The following is a 19,771-nucleotide window of genomic DNA, read 5'->3' as shown; positions in this document are numbered from 1 at the left end:
GCGGGCGGCCACCACTTCACCACGCGCGCAGCACCGGCTGCTGGAGCTCGAGCGCCCGCCTCACCTGCCGAGGATCTCCTTCTCCTTCGCCTCGGCAGCCTTGTCGGCCTCGGCGATGTGCCGGTCGGTGAGCTTCTGGACCTCGCCCTCGAGGCGCTTCTGCTCGTCCTGCGAGATCTGCCCCTTCTTCTCCGCGGCCTTCAGCGCCTCCATCCCGTCGCGGCGCACGTTGCGAATGGCCACCCGCGCCTTCTCGGCATATTGCGCGGCAAGCTTCGCGAGCTCCTTGCGCCGCTCCTCGGTGAGGTCGGGGATGGGCAGCCGCAGCGTCTGGCCCTCGACGATGGGGTTGAGCCCGAGCCCGGCCGAGCGGATGGCCTTCTCGACCGGCTGGACGTTCGAGCGGTCCCAGACCTGCACCGACAGCATCCGCGGCTCGGGCGCTGTCACGGTCGCGACCTGGTTCAGGGGCATGGTGCTGCCGTAGACCTCCACGGTCACCGGGTCCAGCAGCGAGGCGGAGGCGCGGCCGGTCCTGAGGCCCCCGAGATCGTGCTTCAGCGTCTCGACCGCGCCCTTCATGCGCCGCTCGAGGTCGGCCGTCAGTTTCGCCGTGTCGAACTCCGCCATCTCTGTCCCTTCTTCCCTGCCCTGCTCGTCCCGGCCCTGCCGCCCCGACCCTGCCGGCCCGACCCTGCCGGCCCGAGGCCGCTCAGGCCGCCTGCGAGACGACCGTCGCCCGCCCCTCGCCCGCCAGCACCCGCCTGAGGTTTCCAGGCTCGCGGATGTTGAAGACGACGATCGGGATGCCGTTGTCCCGGCACAGCGCAACCGCCGCCGAGTCCATCACCTTCAGATTGTCATTCAGCACCTTGTCGAAGCTGATCACGGGGTAGCGCGTGGCCTTGGGGTCGAGCTTCGGGTCGCTCGTGTAGATGCCGTCGACCGACGTCCCCTTGAACAGCGCATCGCAGCCCATCTCGGCCGCCCGGAGCGCGGCCGCCGTGTCGGTCGTGAAGAAGGGGTTGCCGGTGCCGGCGGCGAAGATGACGATCCGCCCCTTCTCCATGTGCCGCACGGCCCGGCGGCGGATGTAGGGCTCACACACGCTCGCCATGGGGATGGCGGACTGCACGCGCGTCGCCACGCCCTGCTGCTCGAGCGCGTTCTGGAGCGCAAGCGCGTTCATGACGGTGGCCAGCATCCCCATGTAGTCGGCCGAGGCCCGGTCGAAGCCGCGGGCCGCGGCCGCAAGCCCGCGGAAGATGTTGCCGCCCCCCACCACCAGGCAGAGCTCGTGGCCATCGGCGCGGGCGGCCGCGATCTCGGCGGCGATCCGCGCAGTCGCCTCGGGGTTGATGCCGAAGGGCGCGTCGCCCATCAGCGCCTCGCCGGAGAGCTTGAGGAGGATGCGCCGGTAGGCCGGCGTTCGCGTCATCGCTCGCTCCTCCTGTCCCTGCCCGGCACCCGCCACGCTACCCGCTGCCCGGCACCCGCGGGCCATCGCCCCTTGCACCGCCGGCAGCGGGGGTTGCAAGGCCCGGCGCGGCCGGCAGTCCCGTCAGGCGCCCGCGGCGGCGGCCGCCACCTCCGCTGCGAAGTCGGTCTCCGCCCGCTCGATTCCCTCGCCCAGCTGGAAGCGGACGAAGCCCTTGACCGCGACCGGCGCGCCGGCGTCCTTGGCCGCCTTCTGGACGACGTCGGCCACCTTCACCTTGCTGTCACCCAGGAACCCCTGGGTCATGAGCGCGTTCTCGCTTGCGAACTTGCGCACCGCGCCTTCCACCATCCGGGCGACGATGTCGGCCGGCTTGCCGCTCTCGGCTGCCTTGGCTTCGGCGACCGCCCGCTCGCGCGCGACGAGCGCGGGGTCCACCTCCTCGGGCGAAAGCGCCATGGGGTTGGCCCAGGCGATGTGGAGCGCAAGCTGCTTGCCAAGCTCCGCAAGCGCGGCCTCGGCAGCGCCGCTCTCGAGCGCGACAAGCACCCCGATCTTCCCCAGCCCCTCGGCAAGCGCGTTGTGAACATAGGGAAAGACGAGCCCCTCGCCCACCTCGAGGCTTGCCGCCCGCCGCAGCGTCTGGTTCTCGCCGATGGTCGCCACATTGTTCGCCAGCGCCTCGGCCACCGTGCCCTGGCCGCCGGGCATGGGGGCGGCAAGGATCGTCTCCACGTCAGCCCCGCGCTCAAGCGCGATGGCGAGGCAGGCCCGCACGAAATCCTGGAAGCGGTCGATCTTGGCAACGAAGTCGGTCTCGGAGTTCACTTCCACCATTACCCCGCGCCGGCCCTCGACCCTGACCCCCACGAGCCCCTCGGCGGCCGTGCGCCCGGCCTTCTTGGCAGCCGCAGCAAGGCCCTTGGAGCGCAGCCAGTCGATCGCCTTCTCGACGTCGCCGCCGGTCTCGGCCAGCGCCTTCTTGCAGTCCATCATGCCCGCGCCGGTGCGGTCGCGCAGGCCCTTCACCATCGCGGCAGTGATCTCGGCCATGGGTCGTCTCCAGACAGTCTCGGATGGTCCGGCCGGGCGGCCGGGGGGTTCAGCCCTGGACGGCAGGCTCGGGCAGCGGGTCGGCCGCCTCGCCGATGTCGTAGCCGGAGGCCACCATGTAGCCCTCCCGGCCGGCGAGCACGGCATCCGCCACGGCGTCGCAGTAGAGCTTGATCGCCCGCGAGGCATCGTCGTTGCCGGGCACGGGGAAGGCGATGTTCGACGGATCGACGTTCGAATCGAGGATGGCGATGACCGGAATGCCCAGCGCGTTCGCCTCCTTGATGGCAAGATCCTCCTTGTTGACGTCGATCACGAACATCACGTCGGGAAGGCCGTTCATGTCGCGGATGCCGCCGAGCGACGCCTCGAACTTGTCGCGCTCGCGTGTCATCTTCAGCACTTCCTTCTTGGTGAAGCCATGAAGATCGCCTGCGAGCTGCTCCTCGAGCTGCCGGAACCGCTTGATGGAGGCTGAAATGGTCTTCCAGTTGGTAAGCGTGCCCCCCAGCCAGCGGTGGTTCACGTAATGCTGGCCGCAGCGCCGGGCCGCCTCGGCAATCGGCTCCTGCGCCTGGCGCTTGGTGCCAACGAAGAGCACCTTGCCGCCGGCCGCGGCGGTCGCCCGCACGAAGTCGAGCGCGCGCGCGAACAGCGGCACGGTCTGCGACAGATCGAGGATGTGCACCCCATTGCGCTCGCCGAAGATGTAGGGCTTCATCTTCGGGTTCCAGCGGTGGGTCTGGTGGCCGAAATGGGCGCCGGCCTCAAGCAGCGCCTGCATCGACACCACGGGCGTCGTCATCATCGCAGTCTCCGGTTCGAACGTGCGCCGCAGGAGGGGATGCAGGCCGCGCCCGCACACCGGATATGGCTCCCGCGACTGGGATGCCGCGGCCGCTAGCCCCCGCTCCGCCGCAAGTCAACCGCCGCGCTCAGGCGACGAGCCGGAGCGGCGGGGCAAGGGGGCCGGCGTCGAGCTCGGCGACCGCCGGGTCGAGCCGCAGGGCCTCGATGGCGGCGGCATCGCAGCGGAACCGCCGTCCGAGCGCGACCCGGGCCAGCCCGCCTGCCGTCGGCACGACCACCGCGATCTCGACATGGCCGTCGCGCGGCAGGCTGCGCAGAAGGTCGAGGAGCGGACCGTGCGCGACACCGGCCACGAGGCGCAGCTCGAGCCGGGCCCGCACGAGGCCCGCAAGCGAGGCCAGCGGCGTGGCCGAGACGATCCGGAGCCGCGGCTCGGAGTCGGCGTCGCGCCAGGCAAGCTCCACGCCGAGGAGCTGGGGCTCGCCCGCCTCGGCGGCCGCGCGAAGGGCAGCCACCACCGGCTCGTCGTAGCAGCTGGCCTGGAAGCTCCCGTCCCCGTCGGAGAGGTTGACGCCATAGGCCGGCCGGTCGGGGCCTGACGACGCGCGCGGCCTCAGGAACAGCTCCTCGACGAGACCGGCCATGGTCACCGTCTCGCGCGCGCCCGGCTGGCTGGCGGAGCGCTCGCGGACGGCCCTGGAGCCGAGCACCCGGTGCCCGGCAAGCACCAGGGCATGCCGCTCGACCGGGTGGCCGGAGAGAAAGAAGCCGAAGGCGGTGCGCTCGCGGGCGAGCCGCTCGCCGAGCGTCCACGGCGCTGCCTCCGGAAGCCTCACGCCCAGGCCCTCCGCGCCCGCCCCGGCTCCGAACAGCCCGCCCTGGCCCGTCTCGCGCTCCCGCGCGGCGGTCTGGGCAGCGGCCAGAAGCACTTCGGCACCGGCGAACACCCGTTCGCGGCGGGGCTCGAGGCGGTCGAAGGCCCCGGCGCTCGCCAGCGCCTCCACCTGCCGGCGGTTGAGCGCCCGCGGGTCGACCCGGGCAGCCCAGTCGTCGAGCGAGCGGAACGGCCCGCTCGTGTCGCGCTCGGCGACCATGGCCTCCATCGCCGCCACGCCCACGCCCTTCAGCGCACCGAGCCCGTAGCGCACCGCGGGGACGCCCCGATGGTCCTCGATCGTGAAGTCGGCACCGCTTGCGTTCACGTCCGGCGGCAGGAGCGCCACGCCGTTCCGGCGCATGTCGTCCACCAGAAGGCGGATCTTGTCGGTGTCGGCGATCTCGAAGGCAAGCGAGGCGGCGAAGAAGGCAGCCGGGTGATGCGCCTTCAGCCAGGCGGTCTGGTAGGCGACGAGCGCGTAGGCGGCGGCGTGGCTCTTGTTGAAGCCATAGCCGGCGAACTTCTCGACCAGGCGGAAGATGTGGGCGGCCTGCTCGCGGTCGACGCCGCGCGCCACCGCGCCCTCGACGAAGCGCTCGAGCTGGGCGTCCATCACCGCCCTGTCCTTCTTGCCCATCGCCCGGCGCAGGAGGTCGGCCTCGCCGAGCGAGTAGCCGGCGAGCGCCTGGGCGATCTGCATCACCTGTTCCTGGTAGACGATGATGCCGTAGGTGGGCTTCAGGATCGCCTCGAGCGCGGGATGGAGCCAGTCGACCGGCTCGCGGCCCCACTTGCGCGCTGCGAACAGCGGGATGTTGTCCATGGGGCCCGGCCGGAACAGGGCGCCAAGCGCGATGATGTCCTCGAAGACGGTGGGGCGGACGAGCGCGAGCGACCGCCGCATGCCTGCGCTTTCGAACTGGAACACGCCGACCGTGTTGCCCTGGGTGAGCAGCCGGTAGACGGCCGGGTCGTCGAGCGGGAGCGCGGCGAGGTCGACCGCGATGCCCCGGGCGCGGAGCAGCTTCACCGCCCGGTCGATGACCGAGAGGGTCTTCAGGCCCAGGAAGTCGAACTTGACGAGACCCGCCTGCTCGGCGCTCTTCAGGTCGAACTGCGTCACCGGCATGTCCGAGCGCGGGTCGCGCAAGAGCGGCACGAGCTCGGCGAGCGGCCGGTCGCCGATTACCACGCCGGCTGCATGGGTCGAGGTGTGGCGCGGCCGGCCTTCCAGCCGCCGGGCGATCGCGATCAGCCGCTCGACCCGGGGGTCGGCGGCGACCGCTGCCTGGAGCTCGGGAGAATCGCGAAGCGCACGCTCGAGATCCCACGGGTCCGCCGGCGGGTTGGGGATGAGCTTGGCGATCCGGTCCCCCTCGGAATAGGGCATCTGCAGCACGCGTGCGACGTCCTTCACGACGGCGCGGGCCTTCAGGGTCCCGAAGGTGACGATCTGGGCCACCCGGTCGGCCCCATATTTGCGCTGCACGTAACGGATCACCTCGTCGCGCCGGGTCTCGCAGAAGTCGATGTCGAAGTCGGGCATCGACCGCCGCTCGGGGTTGAGGAAGCGCTCGAAAAGCAGGTCGAGCGGCAGCGGGTCGAGATCGGTGATGGCGAGTGCGAAGGCCACGAGCGAGCCCGCGCCCGAGCCGCGCCCCGGCCCCACGGGAATGCCTTCCGCCTTCGCCCAGCGGATGAAGTCGGCAACGATCAGGAAGTAGCCGGAAAAGCCGGCCTCGTGGATGATGGCGAGCTCGTGGGCGAGCCGGGCATCATAGGGTGCGCGGTCGAAACCCGGCTCGGCAAGCCGGGGCGCAAGCCGAATCTCGAGCCCGGCGCGTGCCAGCCGTTCGAGTTCGGCACGCTCGGCGGCCGGGTCGGAGACCAGCTTGGGCAGCACCGGCTCGCGCGGGGCAAGGGCGAAGGCCGAGCGGCGGGCGACGAGAAGCGTGTTGGCCACCGCCTCGGGCAGATCGGCGAAGCGCTCCGCGAACTGCGCGGGCGAAAGCAGGAACTGCGCCGGGTTGGACCGCGGCCGCTCCGCGCTCTCGAGATAGGTGCCATGCGCGATGCACAGCATCACGTCATGCGCCAGATGGTCGTCGGGCGAGAGGAAGCAAGCCGGGGCGGTGCCGACGATGGGCAGCCCGCGGGCGTGCGCCCATGCGAGGAGCGGCCCTTCGGCCCGCGCCTCGGCCGCCTCGCCCGAGCGGCTGATCTCGACGAAGAGGCGATCGCCGAAGAGGGACAGGAGCGCCTCGCCGAAGGCCTCGAACGGCTGGCCCTCGGCGGCGCGGCGGGCGAGCGGGCCGTCGGCCCCGCCGGTCAGCGCAAGGAGGCCCGCGGTTCTTCCGGCAAGCCGCGCAAGCGGCAACCCCTCGCCCGGCGCGCAGCCAAGCTCGGCCTCGCTGATGAGGCCGATGAGGTTGGCATAGCCGTCCGCATCCTGGCAGATGAGCGGAAGCCAGTCGGGCGCCGGCCGGGGCGCGCCCGGCCGGTGCGGGCGCGCATCCTCGCGGACGAGCGGCAGCAGCGCCCCCACCAGCGGCTGGACGCCGGCCGCGAGCGCCGCGCCCGAGAAGGTCATCGCCGCGAAGAGGTTGCCGCGGTCGAGCAGGGCAACGGCCGGCATCCCCGCCGCCGCGGCCGCCTTCACGAGCGCCTTTACCTCGATGGTCGATTCGAGGATCGAGTAGCAGGACTGGACCCGGAGCGGGACGTGCATGCCCCCATGGTGCGGGGTGGCGGCGGAGCCCGCAAGCACCCGGCGCGCAAAAGCCGTGGATAAGCTCAGGCCGGCACCAGCCGGCCGTGGTCGAGGCGGACGATCCGGTCCATCCGCGCCGCGAGCGCGCGGTTGTGGGTGGCAACCAGCGCCGCCGCCCCTGCGCCGCGCACCTGCGCAAGGAACGCGGCCAGCACCCGGTCGGCCGTGTCCTCGTCGAGGTTGCCGGTCGGCTCGTCGGCCAGCACCAGGACCGGCCGGTTGGCAAGCGCACGGGCGACCGCCACGCGCTGCTGCTCGCCGCCCGAGAGCTGGCTCGGCCGGTGGGAGAGGCGGCTGCCGAGACCGAGCGGCACAAGAAGCGCGCGGGCCCGCGCCAGCGCCTCGCGGCGCGGCGCACCGGCAATCATGCAGGCCAGCGCCACGTTCTCCTCGGCCGAGAAGTCGGGGAGCAGATGGTGGAACTGGTAGACGAAGCCGAGCCGCTGCCGCCGCAGGAGCGTGCGCGCCCCGTCATCAAGGCCGCGCGCCGGCGTGCCGTCGATGGCGATGTCGCCGTCCCAGCCGCCCTCGAGGAGCCCGACCGCCTGGAGCAGCGTCGACTTGCCCGAGCCCGACGGCCCCAGGAGCGCGACGATCTCGCCCCTCGCCACCGCGAGGTCGACGCCCCGCAGCACCTCGATCACCGCGCCTCCCTGGACGAACCGGCGGGTGAGGCCGCGCACCAGAAGCGCCGGGATCTCGCCTGCGTCACTCATGGCGGAGCACGGTCACGGGGTCGGTCGAGGCGGCCTTCCACGCCGGGTAGAGGGTGGCGACGAACGAGAGGCCGAGGGCGAGCGCGACGATGCCTGCCACCTCGAGCGGGTCGGTCCGGCTCGGCAGCTCGGTGAGATAGCGGATCGAGGGGTCCCACAGCTCGATGCCGGTGAGCCTGGCGGCCCCCACCACGATCTCCTGCCGGAACCGGAGCACCAGGAACCCGAGCGCGAGGCCAAGCAGCACGCCGAGCCCGCCGATCAGCGTGCCGACGCTCATGAAGATCCGCATCATCGCCGCGCGCGAGGCCCCCATGGTCCTGAGGATCGCGATGTCGCGCCGCTTCGCCCGGACCAGCATGATGAGCGAGGAGAGGATGTTGAAGACGGCCACGAGGATGATGATCGAGAGCACCCAGAACATGACGGCGCGCTCGACGACGAGGGCCTCGAACAGCGCCGCGTTCATCTGCCGCCAGTCAAGGATCCGGCCGACGGGGGCCACCTTCTCGGCAAGCGGCGCGAGGATCCGGTCCACCCGGTCGGGGTCTTCGGTCGTCACCTCGACGAGGCCGACGGCGTCGCCCAGCCGGAGCAGGGTCTGCGCCTGGGGCATGGGCATGAGCACGAAGGCGCGGTCGAAGTCGAACAGGCCGATCTCGAAGAGGGCCACCACCTCGTAGGCCACGATCCGCGGCACCGCGCCGAAGGGGGTGACTTCGCCATCAGGCGAGACGAGCGAGATCGTGTCGCCCACCCTGACCCCCAGGTTCTCGGCCAGCCGCACGCCAAGCGCAACCCGCGGCGCATCATCGGCCAGTCGGTCGAGCGAGCCCGAGACGACATTGCCGGCAATCACCGGGTTGGCGCGGATGTCCGCGATCCGCATGCCGCGCACGAGCGCGCCCTCCACGCGCGACCGGGCGGTCGCCATGAGGGGCTGCTCGATGAGCGGCGTGGCCGAGACCACCCCCGGCGTCGCCCGCGCTTCGGCCAGCACCTTCTCCCACCCGTCGAGGCGGCCGCCGTAGCCCTGCACCACGGCATGGCCGTTCAGGCCCTGCATGCGGTCGAACATCTCGGCACGGAAGCCGTTCATCACGCTCATGACCGCAATCAGGGCAGCGACGCCGAGCGCGACGGCGAGGAGCGAGATGGCGGCGACGAGGAAGATGAACCGCTCGCTGCGCCCCGGCAGGAGGTAGCGGCCGGCGATGAAGCGCTCGGTGGCCGAGATCATGCGGCGGGGGTCTTGCCGTCCCAGTCAGCCGGCAAGCCGCGCCAGCGCCGACTCGGGGCTCAGCTCCGCCTTCTCGCCGGTGGCCCGGCGCTTGAGCTCGACGGTGCCGGCTGCCAGCCCCTTCGGCCCCACCGTCACCGCCCAGGGCAGGCCGATGAGGTCCATTGTCGCGAACTTCTCGCCCGGCCGGGCGTCGCGGTCGTCGTGCAGCACCGAGAGCCCGGCCGCCGCCAGGCGCGCCTCGAGCGCGGCGCAGGCGGCATCGGTCGCCGCATCGTCGGGCCGGAGATTGACGAGACCGACATCGAAGGGTGCGACGCTGTCGGGCCAGATGATGCCCGCCGGATCGTGGCTTGCCTCGATAATGGCCCCAACGAGACGCGAGACGCCGATGCCGTAGCTGCCGCACAGCGGCGTCACCATTTGGCCGTCGCGGGCCTGCACCTGCATGCCCATCGCGGCCGTGTACTTGGTGCCGAAGAAGAAGATATGGCCCACCTCGATCCCGCGCCGCCGCGCCAGCCGCTCGGCCGGCACCGGGCAGTCGGCCACCCTGGCATGCTCCTCGGCCTCCATGGCATAAAGCGCGCGCAGCCGCTCCGGCGCGGCGGGGTCGGCAAGATCGACGGCATCGAGGGCGGAGTCGTAGAAGAGCTCGCTCTCGCCCGTGTCGGCAAGGATGTGGAACTCGTGGGAAAGGTCCCCGCCGATCGGGCCCGAGGGGGCCTTGACCGGCACTGCGCGCAGACCAAGTGCGGCGAAGGTCCGCAGATAGGCGATGAACATCGCGTCGTAGCTGGCGCGCGCGCCTTCCATGTCCATGTCGAAGCTGTAGGCGTCCTTCATCAGGAACTCGCGGCCGCGCATCACCCCGAAACGCGGGCGGATCTCGTCGCGGAACTTCCACTGGATATGGTAGAGGGTGCGCGGCAGGTCCCGGTAGCTCTTCACGCAGTCGCGGAAGATCGCCGTCACCATCTCCTCGTTGGTGGGGCCGTAGAGCATCTCGCGCCCGTGCCGGTCGGCGATGCGCAGCATCTCGGGGCCATAGGCGTCGTAGCGGCCCGATTCGCGCCAGAGATCGGCGGGCTGGATGGTCGGCATCAGCATCTCGATCGCGCCGGCCCGGTCCTGCTCGCGCCGCACGATGGCCGCGATGCGGTCGAGCACCCGCAAGCCCAGCGGCAGCCAGGCGTAGATGCCGGCCGCGGTCTGCCGGATCAGCCCGGCGCGCAGCATCAGCTGGTGGGAGACGATCTCGGCGCCCGCCGGCGTCTCCTTCATGACGGGCAAGAGATAGCGGGACAGGCGCTGGGTGCGGGCGTGCATCGGACCTCGGGCTCGGACGGGAAGGCTGGCGGGTAGCGAAGCTGTGGCCCGGCCGCAACATCGCGGCGCGAAGCTGGCAGCGCCGATGAACCTTCCATGACAGAGAGGCGGCGGAACGGTAGAGGCGCATGCGCTGGCGGATGCCGGACGCGCGCGCGACGCCAGGGTTCAGGGAAGAGGCGAAGGGACGGCCGCAGGGCCGCCGGGGCGCCGGGTCGGGCCGACCCGGCGCCCTCGCCGTGCGCCATCGCGCCGCAAGCGCCCCCGCCATCCTGACACGAATTTGCAACCGTCACGGCTTACCCTCTGCGTATTCAGGGAAATTCCGTTTCAAGGGGGTGGAGGATGGCCATGCGCATTCGCGCCTTGAAACCCCTTGCTGCGGTTCTCCTTCTGGCAGTTTCGGCGCCCGGGCACGCGTCGGGCGACCGCTCTTGGGATCCCGCATCGCTCCAGGCGTTGCGCCTGCGCGAAACGCAGATCCTGCTGCAGGTGGGCGCGCTGCGCTGCCGCGCGACCAACCCGGAGATCGTGCGCGCCTACAACCGCTTCGTCGAGCGCGCGCGGGAGCGGCTGGTGCGCGCCGAGGAGCAGCTCGTCCGCCACTTCGGGCTGGAGACGGGCCGGGCGGCCTACGACCGCTTCATCACCGAGGTCGCGAATCGCCATTCGGAAGGGATGCAGGCGGCCGGACGCTGCCTCGTCATCGCCCGGATGCTCGAGACGGACGATGCGTCCGGCGGCGGGTTTGCCGAGGTGCTCGCTGCGCTGCCCGTGCTCCCGATGGCGGCGAGCGCCCCCTGCCGGAGCGAGCGCGCCGAGACGGTTGCTGCCCGGTCGCCGTTCGACCCGCTCCCCGAGTAGGCGCGCCTCAGACCAGCCGGCTCTGGCGGATGGCCGCAGCGATGAAGCTCGCGAACAGCGGGTGGGGCGCGAACGGCTTCGACTTCAGCTCCGGGTGGAACTGGACGCCGATGAACCAGGGGTGGTCGGGGCGCTCCACGATCTCCGGAAGGCGGCCGTCGGGCGACATCCCGGTGAACGCGAGCCCGGCCGCCTCGAGGCGCTCGCGGTAGGCGGTGTTCACCTCGTAGCGGTGGCGGTGGCGCTCGGAGATCTCCGTCGTGCCGTAGATGGCGGCGGCATGGCTGTTGCCGGCGAGCACCGCGGGGTAGGCGCCGAGCCGCATGGTGCCGCCGAGGTCGCCGCCCTCCTCGCGCTGCTGCAACCCTTCGGCCGACATCCACTCGTGGATCATTCCGACCACCGGCTCGGAGGTGGGACCAAACTCGGTCGAGGAGGCGGCCGGAATGCCGGCCAGGTTCCGCGCCGTCTCCACGCAGGCCATCTGCATCCCGAAGCAGATGCCAAGATAGGGCACGCGCCGCTCGCGGGCGAAGCGGATGGCGGCGATCTTCCCCTCGGCACCGCGCTCACCGAAGGCGCCGGGCACCAGGATGGCGTGGAGCGGCTCGAGCCTTGGCACGATCTCGCTTGCATCCCCCTCGAAGAGCTCGGCGTCGATCCAGCGGATGTCGACCCGCACGCGGTTGGCGATCCCGCCGTGGATGAGGGCCTCATTCAGGGATTTGTAGGCATCCGGCAGGCCGACATATTTGCCGACCACGCCGACCGTCACCGACCCTTCCGGGCTCTTCAGCCGGTCGACGATGTCGACCCAGCGCGCAAGATCGGGCTCGCGCCCCGGCGGCAGGCCGAAGGCGTGGATGACCTGCGCGTCCAGCCCCTCGGCATGATACTGGAGCGGCACGGCGTAGATGGAGGGCGCATCGAGCGCCGGGATCACCGCCTCCTTCGGCACGTTGCAGAAGAGCGCGATCTTGCGCCGTTCGCTCTCGGGCAGGGGGTGCTCGCAGCGGCAGACGAGGACATCGGGCTGCACGCCGAGCGAGGCCAGCTCGCGCACCGAATGCTGGGTGGGTTTGGTCTTCAGCTCGCCGGCCGCGGCAATGTAGGGCACGAGCGTCACGTGGATCGAGACCGACATGCCGCGGCCGAGGTCGTTCCGGAGCTGGCGCACCGCCTCGATGAAGGGGAGCGATTCGATGTCGCCGACCGTGCCGCCGATCTCGCACAGCACGAAGTCGACGTCATCGGTGTCGGCGGTCGCGAACGCCTTGATCGCGTCGGTCACGTGCGGGATCACCTGGACGGTGGCGCCGAGATAGTCCCCGCGCCGCTCGCGCGCGATGATCGACTGGTAGATCCGGCCGGCCGTCACATTGTCCGATCGGCGCGAGGCCACGCCCGTGAACCGCTCGTAGTGGCCGAGGTCGAGGTCGGTCTCGGCACCGTCGTCGGTCACGTAGACCTCGCCGTGCTGGTAGGGGCTCATCGTGCCCGGGTCGACGTTGAGATAGGGGTCGAACTTGCGGATCCGCACGCGATAGCCGCGCGCCTGGAGGAGCGCCCCGAGCGCCGCCGCCATCAGGCCCTTGCCAAGCGAGGAGACCACGCCGCCGGTGATGAAGATGAACCGCGCCATGGGAGGCAAGCCCTAGCCGAGCCCGCCGCGCGCCGCCACCTCAGGGAGGCGCACCGGCCGGACTTGTCCACAGCTACTTCTGGATCGGCGGCAGGTCGAGCGGGGCCGGATCGGCTGCGGGTGCCGCCCCGGGCGCAGGCGCGGGCGCAGCCGGAGGCTGGCCGGCTGCCGGCCGGGCGAGCGTCGTGTCGATCGGCTTGTCGGCGCGGGTGGCCCCGGCGAGGATCGCAAAGCCGAGCGAGGCAGCGATGAAGAGGGCGGCGAGGATCGCCGTGGTGCGGGTCAAGAGGTCGGCCGCGCCGCGGGCCGAGACCAGCCCGCCGGCCGAGCCGCTGCCAGTCAGCCCGCCGCCTTCCGAGCGCTGCATGAGAATGACGCCGACCAGCGCCAGCGCCAGCAGGCCCTGCACCACGAGGAGGAAGGTCATGAGCATGCGGAGATCCTCTCGGCAGGCCGCTCCGGCCCGACGCGGGCGCAGATAGGGCGCGGGCGAGGGCCGCGCAAGCGCCGGGCCTACCGGCCGAAGCGCGGTGCCAGGGCCTGCCGTTCGGCCTCGTCCGCCGCCGCCCCGAGCGCGCCGGCCTTGGCGCGGCACTCCGCGGCCTCGGCCTCGGGCACGGAGTCGGCCACGATTCCGGCGCCTGCCGTCACGTGCATGACGCCATCCTTCACGATCGCCGTCCTGAGCACGATGCAGCTGTCCATGCCGCCGTCGGCACCGAAGTAGCCCACGCCGCCCGCATAGACTCCGCGCCGCTCGGGCTCGAGCTCGGCAACGATCTCCATCGCCCGGACCTTGGGCGCGCCCGAGACGGTGCCGGCGGGGAAGCCGGCGAGAAGCGCATCGATTGCATCGCGCCCGGGGCTGAGCCGCCCCGTCACGTTCGAGACGATGTGCATGACGTGGCTGTAGGTCTCGATTGCGAACCGCTCGGTGACCTGGACGCTGCCGGCAGCGGCCACTCGGCCGACGTCGTTGCGGCCGAGGTCGAGCAGCATCAGGTGCTCGGCCCGCTCCTTCGGGTCGGCCAGAAGCTCCGCGCGCCGCCGCGCGTCCTCGGCATCGTCCGCCCCGCGCGGCCGGGTGCCGGCGATGGGGCGGATGGTGACCTCGCCGTTGCGCACGCGCACCAGGATCTCGGGACTCGAGCCGGAGACGGTGAAGCCGGGCAGGTCGAGGTGGTAGAGGAACGGCGAGGGGTTCACGCGCCTCAGCGCCCGGTAGAGGGCGAAGGGCGGCAGCGCGAAGGCCCGCGTGAAGCGCTGGGCGAGCACCACCTGGAAGATGTCTCCGGCGGCGATGTAGGCCTTGGCCCGCTCGACCATCGCCCGGTAACGCTCGGGCGGCACCACGGGAGCCAGCGCCGCCGGAGCGAGTGCCCGGGCGTCGACGCGGACCGGGGGCGGAAGCCCCTGCGCCAGCCGTTCGGCCGCCGCCTCGAGGCGCGCGCAGGCCGCGGCATCGGCTGCCGCCGGGTCTCCGCCCTCGTCCCAGGCCGGGGCCATGAGCAGCAGCTCGTCCTTGAGGCGGTCGAAGACGAGGACGAGGCCGGCGCGCACGAACAGCATGTCGGGAAGGCCGAGCGGGTCGGCAGGCGGCGTCGGCAGGCGCTCGACGAGCCCCGCCGTCTCGTAGCCGAAGTAGCCCGCAAGGAAGGGCGTGGCGGCCGGGGTTCCGGGCGGAAGCGGCATCGCAACCCCGGCAACGAGCGCGCGGAGCGCGGCAAGCGGGTCGGACCCCAGCTCCTCGAAGGCGCTGCGGTCTTCCCGCCAGCGGCGGTTGCAGCGCGCCCGCCGCCCGCGCACCTCGAACAGGAGGTCGGGGTCGAGCCCCAGCATCGACCAGCGGCCGCGCGTCCGCCCCCCCTCGACCGATTCGAGCAGCCAGTCGCCCCGCCCCGGCTCCGCAAGCTTGAGCCAGGCCGAGACCGGGGTCTCGACATCGGCCGGCAGCCGGAGGACGTGCAGGCGATGACCCCCGCCGCGAAGGAGCGTCACGGAGCCTGCTCGGCCTCGGCCGCGCCGGCGAGGCGCGCCTTGACCGCCTCGACCGCGGCGGGGAGGCGCGTCGCCCCTTCCGCGCGCTGCACGGCGCGCGCGAAGGTCTCGGCAAGCTCGAGAGGGGCCGCCTCCGCGATGCTCTGCCGCATGGGCGCAACCAGCGGCGCAGCCTCGGCCGCGGTACCGCGCCGGGTCTCCTCGGTGCGCACCACGTAGAAGCCCTGCCCGCCGGGTGCGGGTGCCACCTTCGCCCTGCCCGCCGGAAGGTTGAGCAGCAGGCGCACGGGCAGCGGGATCTCCTCGCCCGCCTGGGCCGCGCGGGTGAGTTCGAGCCGGCGGACGACGAGCTGCTGCGGCGGCGGAAGCCCTCGCGCCTTTGCTGCCGCCGCGAGGTCGCCGCCCGCCTTCGCCATCTCCTCGGCGAACGCCTGCGCCGCCCGCAGGCGCGCGTCGGCAAGGAAGCTCGCGCGGACCCGGTCACGGACCGCCTCGAACGGGATGGGCGCTGGCGGAAGAACATCGGTGACCTCGATGACAAGGAAGCCGCCCTGACCATCCGCCACCACCGTGGCGCCATCCGCCGGGTCCGCGGCGAAGGCGCGGGCCACGTGCGGCGCGGCCCGGGGGACGAGCACATTGCCTTCGCCAAGAACGTGGCCGTCGGCAGTGGTCGGCGGCACCTCCACAAGGGACAGCCCGAGGGTGCGCGCAATCTCGCCGAGCGGCTCGCCGGCCGCAATCCGGTCCTCGACAGCGGCGACTCGCTCGGAGAGGAGCTTCTCCGCGCGCTCAGCCGCGAGCTTCGCCGCGATGGCCTCGCGGACCTCGGCAAGCGGCCGGACCTGGGCAGGGAGCACCCGTTCGGCCAGCACCACGTGCCAGCCGATCGGCCCCTTGACGGGCGCCGAGACGGCACCCTCTCGAAGGGCAAAGGCAGCCTTGGCGACATCCGCGCCGATCTGGCTCGCAAAGCCCGCCTCGGTGTCGGTGCCAAGCCGGGTGTCGACGTCCGAAAATCCTGCGGCCGCCGCGGCCGCAGCGAAGCCTTCGCCCTGGCGCACCCGCTCGGCGAAGGCGACCGCCTCCTTCTCCGAGGGCAGCACCACCTGGCGCAGCTCCCGCCGCTCCACGCCGCCGAACTCGGCCGGGTTGGCACGCCAGTAGGCCGCGATCTCCGCCTCGCTCGGCGCCGCCTCGCGCGCCACCTGCGCCCGGTCGATCACGGCCTCGCGCCAGGCGCGGCGTTCCGGTACCGTCCAGGCGGCGCGGTTCCGCTGCCAGAAGGCCCGGAGCGCGGCCTCGTCGGGCTCCGCCGGCTGCGGCATCAGGGCCGCCGGCACGGCCAGGATGGTACCCCGCCGCTGCTCGAGAAGGAGCGTCGCATAGGGCTCTGCCAGCATCTGGGGCACAGTGGTGCCGAGCCGCGCCGGCAGCAGGAGGAGACCCTGGGCGATCGCCGTCGCAATGTCCTCTCGGAGCGCGGCCTCGGAGAGGCGCTGCTGGGCAAGGAAGCGGCGGAAGGCGGCCTCGTCGAACTTGCCGGCCACCTGCAGGGCGGGAATGCTCGCGATCTCGCCATCGACGAGGCGCCGGCCGACCGGAATACCGGCGCCCTCGGCGAACTGGCCGAGCGCGCGGGCGAGCAGCAGCTGCTCAAGGGCAAGGTCGACACCCCCCATCCGGACGAACGCGGGCATCGTGAGCGAGGGCTGGGTTTCCCGCTCGCGGTCCAGAAGGCGGTTGACAGCCTCGACGAGGTCGGTCTCGCCGATGCCCAGCTTGCCCACGCGCGCCACCTCCCGGCCGCGCGCACCGGTCACCGGCGCTGCCGTCTGGCCGTAGAAAAGGGTGACCACGAGGGCGAGGAGCGCCAGCCCGAGGATCGCCATCCCGACCCAGGATCTGACCGACTTGCGGATGGCGCCGAGCATGCTCGCCCCTTGAGGTTCCTTCTGTCGAACCGGCGCTCCTAGCCTTGAGGCCGCCGCCTGGCTAGGGCCGGTCTCCGTGCCCGCCCTGCCCCTGCCCGTGCCCGGCGTGCTCGCGCTCACCCTCGGCCTCGATGCCGGGGCGCTGGCACGGCTCGAGGTGCTCCGCCGCGCGGCGTGGCCGGAGGCCGCGCCCGGGGTTCCGGCGCATCTTTCGCTCCTCCGGCACCTTCCGGGCACGCAGGCCCCGGCAATCGCGTCGGAGATGCGGATGGAAGCGCGGCAGTGCCGGCCCTTTCCGCTCCGGTTCCTCGGCCCCCGCGCGCGTGGCGACGCCGTCTTCCTGCCGGCGCGGGCCACGCCGCTCGAGGCGCTCCATGCCGCGCTCGTCGAGCGGCTGTGGCCGCTGCTTCGCCCCCAGGACCGGGCGCCGCCCGACCTGCACGTCACGCTGGCGGCCGGCCGCACAGCGGCCGAGGCGCGCCGTCTCGCTGCCGCACTTGCCGGGTGCACGCCGACGGCAGCGCGGGCCGACCGCCTGCTCCTCTGGCGGCTCGGCAGCGGCGGCCCCGGAAGCGGGACGCAGCCCGGCTGGTCCTTGCTTGTGAGCGTGGCGCTCGGCCGGTAAGGACCGGCCATGCCCGCATCCCGAGGCGTCCTTCGCGCCGTCACGCTCCTCGTCGTTGCCGCAAGCCTCGCCCTGACCGCCGGCTGCGCCCGCAACCGTGGCAAGAAGCCCGACACCGCCTACGTCGCCCGCGACGCCGAGACACTCTACACGCTTGCCAAGACCACGCTCGACCAGGGCAATTACAAGACTGCGGCCGGGCTTTTCGACGAGGTGGAGCGGCAGCATCCCTATTCCATCTGGGCCCGCCGCGCCCAGCTCATGTCGGCCTTCAGCCACTATGCCGCGCGGGACTATTCGGCGGCCATCCTCTCCGCCCAGCGGTTCCTCTCGCTGCACCCCGGCAACCGGGACGCGCCCTACGCGCAGTACATCATCGCGATGAGCTACTACGAGCAGATCGCCGACGTCGCCCGCGACCAGCGGGTGACGCAACAGGCGAAGGACGCGATGACCGAGCTGGTCCGCCGCTACCCCAACTCGCCCTATGCGGCCGACGCCCGGCTCAAGATCGACCTCATCAACGACCATCTCGCCGGCAAGGAAATGGAGATCGGCCGCTTCTATGCGCGCAACCGGCAATGGATCGCCGCCTCCATCCGGTTCCGCCGGGTGGTCGACGAGTATCAGACGACGAGCCATGTGCCGGAAGCGCTCTACCGCCTGGTCGAGGCCTATCTCGCCCTCGGCATCCCGGAGGAAGCGCAACGGTCGGCGGCCGTGCTTGGCGCCAACTTCCCCGGCTCGGTCTGGTACGAGCGCGGCTACCGGCTGATGCGCCAGCACGCGGGCTGACCTTGCTCGTCCAGCTGGCGATCCGCGACCTCGTCCTCATCGACCACGCGCTCATCGAGCCCGGCCCGGGGCTCACCGTGCTGACCGGCGAGACGGGCGCGGGCAAGTCGATCCTGCTCGACGGCTTCGGCCTTGCGCTCGGCGACCGGGCCGATGCAGGGCTCGTGCGCAGAGGTGCCGCGCAGGCGAGCGTGACCGCCAGCTTCGCGGTCGACTCCGGGCACCCGGCGCAGGCACTCCTTGCCGCAAGCGACGTCGAGGCAGCCGACCCGATCGTCGTCCGCCGGGTCGTCCGCGCCGACGGCGGCAGCCGGGCCTATGTCAACGACACGCCGGTCTCCGCCGGGCTGCTCCGCCAGCTCGGCCAGCTCCTCGTCGAGATCCACGGCCAGCATGACGACCGGGGCCTCCTTGCCCCGCGCGGCCATCTCGACCTGCTCGATGCCTTCGCCGGCACCGACCGGACGCAGGTGGCAGACGCCTGGGCCCGGCTCGAGGCCGCGCGGGCGGCGGAAGAGGCAGCGCGCAGGCAGCTTGCGAAGGACTCCGCCGAGCGCGACTTCCTGGTCGCGGCCGTCGGCGAACTGCGCGCCCTCGCCCCGGTTCCGGGCGAGGAAGCGGAGCTCGCCGACCGCAGGCGGCGGATGCAGGAGGGCGCGCGGCTCGCCGAATCGCTCGATGCGCTCGACCGGCAGGTCTCGGGCGCCGACGGGGCGCTCGCCCTGCTGCGACAGGCAGCCCGGCGGCTGGAGCGGCTGGCCGAGACCGACGCGGCGCTCGCGGAGGCGGTGGCGGCCATCGACCGCATGCTCGCCGAAGGCGATGCGGTCGAGGCCGCGCTTGCCTCGGCCCGGCGGCGCTGGCTCCTCTCGCCCGAGGAGCTGGAGGCCGCCGAGGCCCGGCTGTTCGAGCTCCGCGCCCAGGCCCGCAAGCACCGGGTGACGCCCGACGAGCTTCCGGGCCTTGCCGAGACGCTGGCGGCCCGGCTTGCCGCGCTCGAGTCGGGCGAGGAGCGGCTCGGCGCGCTCGAGGCCGAGACACGGGCCGCCGCGGCCGCCCACGCGGTGGCCTGCCGCGCCCTCTCGGCTGCCCGCGCGGCCGCTGCCGCCCGGCTCGACGCGGCGGTCAATGCCGAGCTTCCGGCGCTCCGGCTGGAGGCCGCCCGCTTCCGCACCCGCCTCGAGCCGGCCGAGCCGGGCGCCACGGGGGCAGATCGCGCCGCCTTCGAGGTGGCAACCAACCCGGGCGCCGGCTTCGGCCCGCTCACCCGGATCGCCTCGGGCGGCGAGCTTTCCCGCTTCATCCTCGCCCTCAAGGTGGCGCTCGCCAGCACCGGCACGGCCGGCACGCTGGTGTTCGACGAGATCGACCGCGGCATGGGCGGCGCGACTGCAAGCGCCATCGGCAGCCGGCTCGCGCGCGTGGCCGAAGGCGCGCAGGTGCTGGTCGTCACCCACAGCCCGCAGGTTGCCGCCGCAGGCCGCGCCCATGTCCGCATCCGCAAGGACGGGGACCGCACGCGGATCGAGCCGCTCGATCGGGAGGCGCGGGTCGAGGAGATCGCGCGGATGCTCTCGGGCGCCGAGGTGACGCCGGAGGCCCGCGCCCAGGCACGGCGGCTGCTGGCCGGCCACGGCGCGGCGGACCTCGCAGAGGCGGGAACGGCAGGCTGACCGCCGC

16 protein-coding genes are annotated in these 19,771 nt (G+C 72.5%); 4 read left to right on the top strand and 12 right to left on the bottom strand.

Annotation, left to right across the window (positions count from 1 at the left end; translation table 11 throughout):
* Positions 1 to 60 precede the first annotated feature (60 nt).
* The 8 genes from frr to proS form a co-directional block, all read right to left on the bottom strand.
* Entirely contained in the window at positions 61 to 630 is a 570-nt protein-coding gene (frr, locus tag H3H34_RS01325; protein WP_194743469.1) for a ribosome recycling factor, read from the bottom strand.
* Positions 631 to 712: 82 nt separating this feature from the next.
* Positions 713 to 1,438: a UMP kinase gene (gene pyrH / locus H3H34_RS01320; protein ID WP_194743468.1), complete on the bottom strand. Its 726-nt coding sequence runs from the start codon at positions 1,436 to 1,438 to the stop codon at positions 713 to 715.
* 123 nt (positions 1,439 to 1,561) lie between these two features.
* Positions 1,562 to 2,491: a translation elongation factor Ts gene (gene tsf, locus H3H34_RS01315; RefSeq protein ID WP_194743467.1), complete on the bottom strand. Its 930-nt coding sequence runs from the start codon at positions 2,489 to 2,491 to the stop codon at positions 1,562 to 1,564.
* A 49-nt stretch (positions 2,492 to 2,540) separates the two neighbouring features.
* Positions 2,541 to 3,296 carry a 30S ribosomal protein S2 gene (gene rpsB / locus H3H34_RS01310; RefSeq protein WP_194744044.1) on the bottom strand — a complete coding sequence of 252 codons (756 nt, stop codon included), beginning with the start codon at positions 3,294 to 3,296 and terminating at the stop codon, positions 2,541 to 2,543.
* A gap of 130 nt (positions 3,297 to 3,426) precedes the next feature.
* Positions 3,427 to 6,906, bottom strand: a complete 3,480-nt coding sequence (dnaE, locus tag H3H34_RS01305; protein ID WP_194743466.1) for a DNA polymerase III subunit alpha — start codon at positions 6,904 to 6,906, stop codon at positions 3,427 to 3,429.
* A 65-nt stretch (positions 6,907 to 6,971) separates the two neighbouring features.
* On the bottom strand, positions 6,972 to 7,664 hold the full coding sequence (locus H3H34_RS01300; protein ID WP_194743465.1) for an ABC transporter ATP-binding protein: 693 nt from the start codon (positions 7,662 to 7,664) through the stop codon (positions 6,972 to 6,974).
* A complete protein-coding gene (locus tag H3H34_RS01295) occupies positions 7,657 to 8,904 on the bottom strand; it encodes a lipoprotein-releasing ABC transporter permease subunit (protein WP_194743464.1) in 1,248 nt (415 codons plus the stop codon). The genes H3H34_RS01300 and H3H34_RS01295 overlap by 8 nt, the downstream gene beginning before the upstream one ends.
* A gap of 24 nt (positions 8,905 to 8,928) precedes the next feature.
* Complete coding sequence (gene proS, locus H3H34_RS01290) at positions 8,929 to 10,233, bottom strand: proline--tRNA ligase (RefSeq protein WP_194743463.1); 1,305 nt, start codon at positions 10,231 to 10,233, stop codon at positions 8,929 to 8,931.
* 459 nt (positions 10,234 to 10,692) lie between these two features.
* Between proS and H3H34_RS01285 the strand changes: the two genes are divergently transcribed.
* Entirely contained in the window at positions 10,693 to 11,097 is a 405-nt protein-coding gene (locus H3H34_RS01285; protein ID WP_207790713.1) for a hypothetical protein, read from the top strand.
* A gap of 7 nt (positions 11,098 to 11,104) precedes the next feature.
* On the opposite strand, the gene H3H34_RS01280 is transcribed toward H3H34_RS01285, so the two are convergent.
* The 4 genes from H3H34_RS01280 to H3H34_RS01265 all read right to left on the bottom strand — a co-directional run bounded on the left by H3H34_RS01280 (position 11,105) and on the right by H3H34_RS01265 (position 16,671).
* Positions 11,105 to 12,739 carry a CTP synthase gene (locus tag H3H34_RS01280; protein ID WP_194743461.1) on the bottom strand — a complete coding sequence of 545 codons (1,635 nt, stop codon included), beginning with the start codon at positions 12,737 to 12,739 and terminating at the stop codon, positions 11,105 to 11,107.
* A 73-nt stretch (positions 12,740 to 12,812) separates the two neighbouring features.
* Entirely contained in the window at positions 12,813 to 13,172 is a 360-nt protein-coding gene (gene secG, locus H3H34_RS01275) for a preprotein translocase subunit SecG (protein ID WP_194743460.1), read from the bottom strand.
* Positions 13,173 to 13,252: 80 nt separating this feature from the next.
* Entirely contained in the window at positions 13,253 to 14,737 is a 1,485-nt protein-coding gene (locus H3H34_RS01270; protein ID WP_194743459.1) for an anthranilate synthase component I family protein, read from the bottom strand.
* Complete coding sequence (locus H3H34_RS01265) at positions 14,734 to 16,671, bottom strand: peptidylprolyl isomerase (RefSeq protein WP_194743458.1); 1,938 nt, start codon at positions 16,669 to 16,671, stop codon at positions 14,734 to 14,736. The genes H3H34_RS01270 and H3H34_RS01265 overlap by 4 nt, the downstream gene beginning before the upstream one ends.
* A 76-nt stretch (positions 16,672 to 16,747) precedes the next feature.
* On the opposite strand from H3H34_RS01265, the gene H3H34_RS01260 reads away from it, so the two are divergent.
* The 3 genes from H3H34_RS01260 to recN are packed head-to-tail and all read left to right on the top strand — an operon-like array spanning position 16,748 to position 19,764.
* Entirely contained in the window at positions 16,748 to 17,296 is a 549-nt protein-coding gene (locus H3H34_RS01260) for a 2'-5' RNA ligase family protein (RefSeq protein WP_194743457.1), read from the top strand.
* 9 nt (positions 17,297 to 17,305) lie between these two features.
* On the top strand, positions 17,306 to 18,091 hold the full coding sequence (locus H3H34_RS01255; RefSeq protein ID WP_194743456.1) for an outer membrane protein assembly factor BamD: 786 nt from the start codon (positions 17,306 to 17,308) through the stop codon (positions 18,089 to 18,091).
* Between the two features lie 2 nt (positions 18,092 to 18,093).
* Positions 18,094 to 19,764 (top strand): DNA repair protein RecN, encoded by a 1,671-nt coding sequence (gene recN, locus H3H34_RS01250; RefSeq protein ID WP_194743455.1) that lies wholly within the window; start codon positions 18,094 to 18,096, stop codon positions 19,762 to 19,764.
* The last annotated feature ends 7 nt before the right edge of the window (positions 19,765 to 19,771 follow it).

Origin of the sequence: Thermaurantiacus tibetensis (assembly GCF_015354055.1) — a bacterium.
Lineage (GTDB): Bacteria > Pseudomonadota > Alphaproteobacteria > Sphingomonadales > Sphingomonadaceae > Thermaurantiacus > Thermaurantiacus tibetensis.
This window is presented reverse-complemented; position numbering and strand designations above follow the sequence as displayed.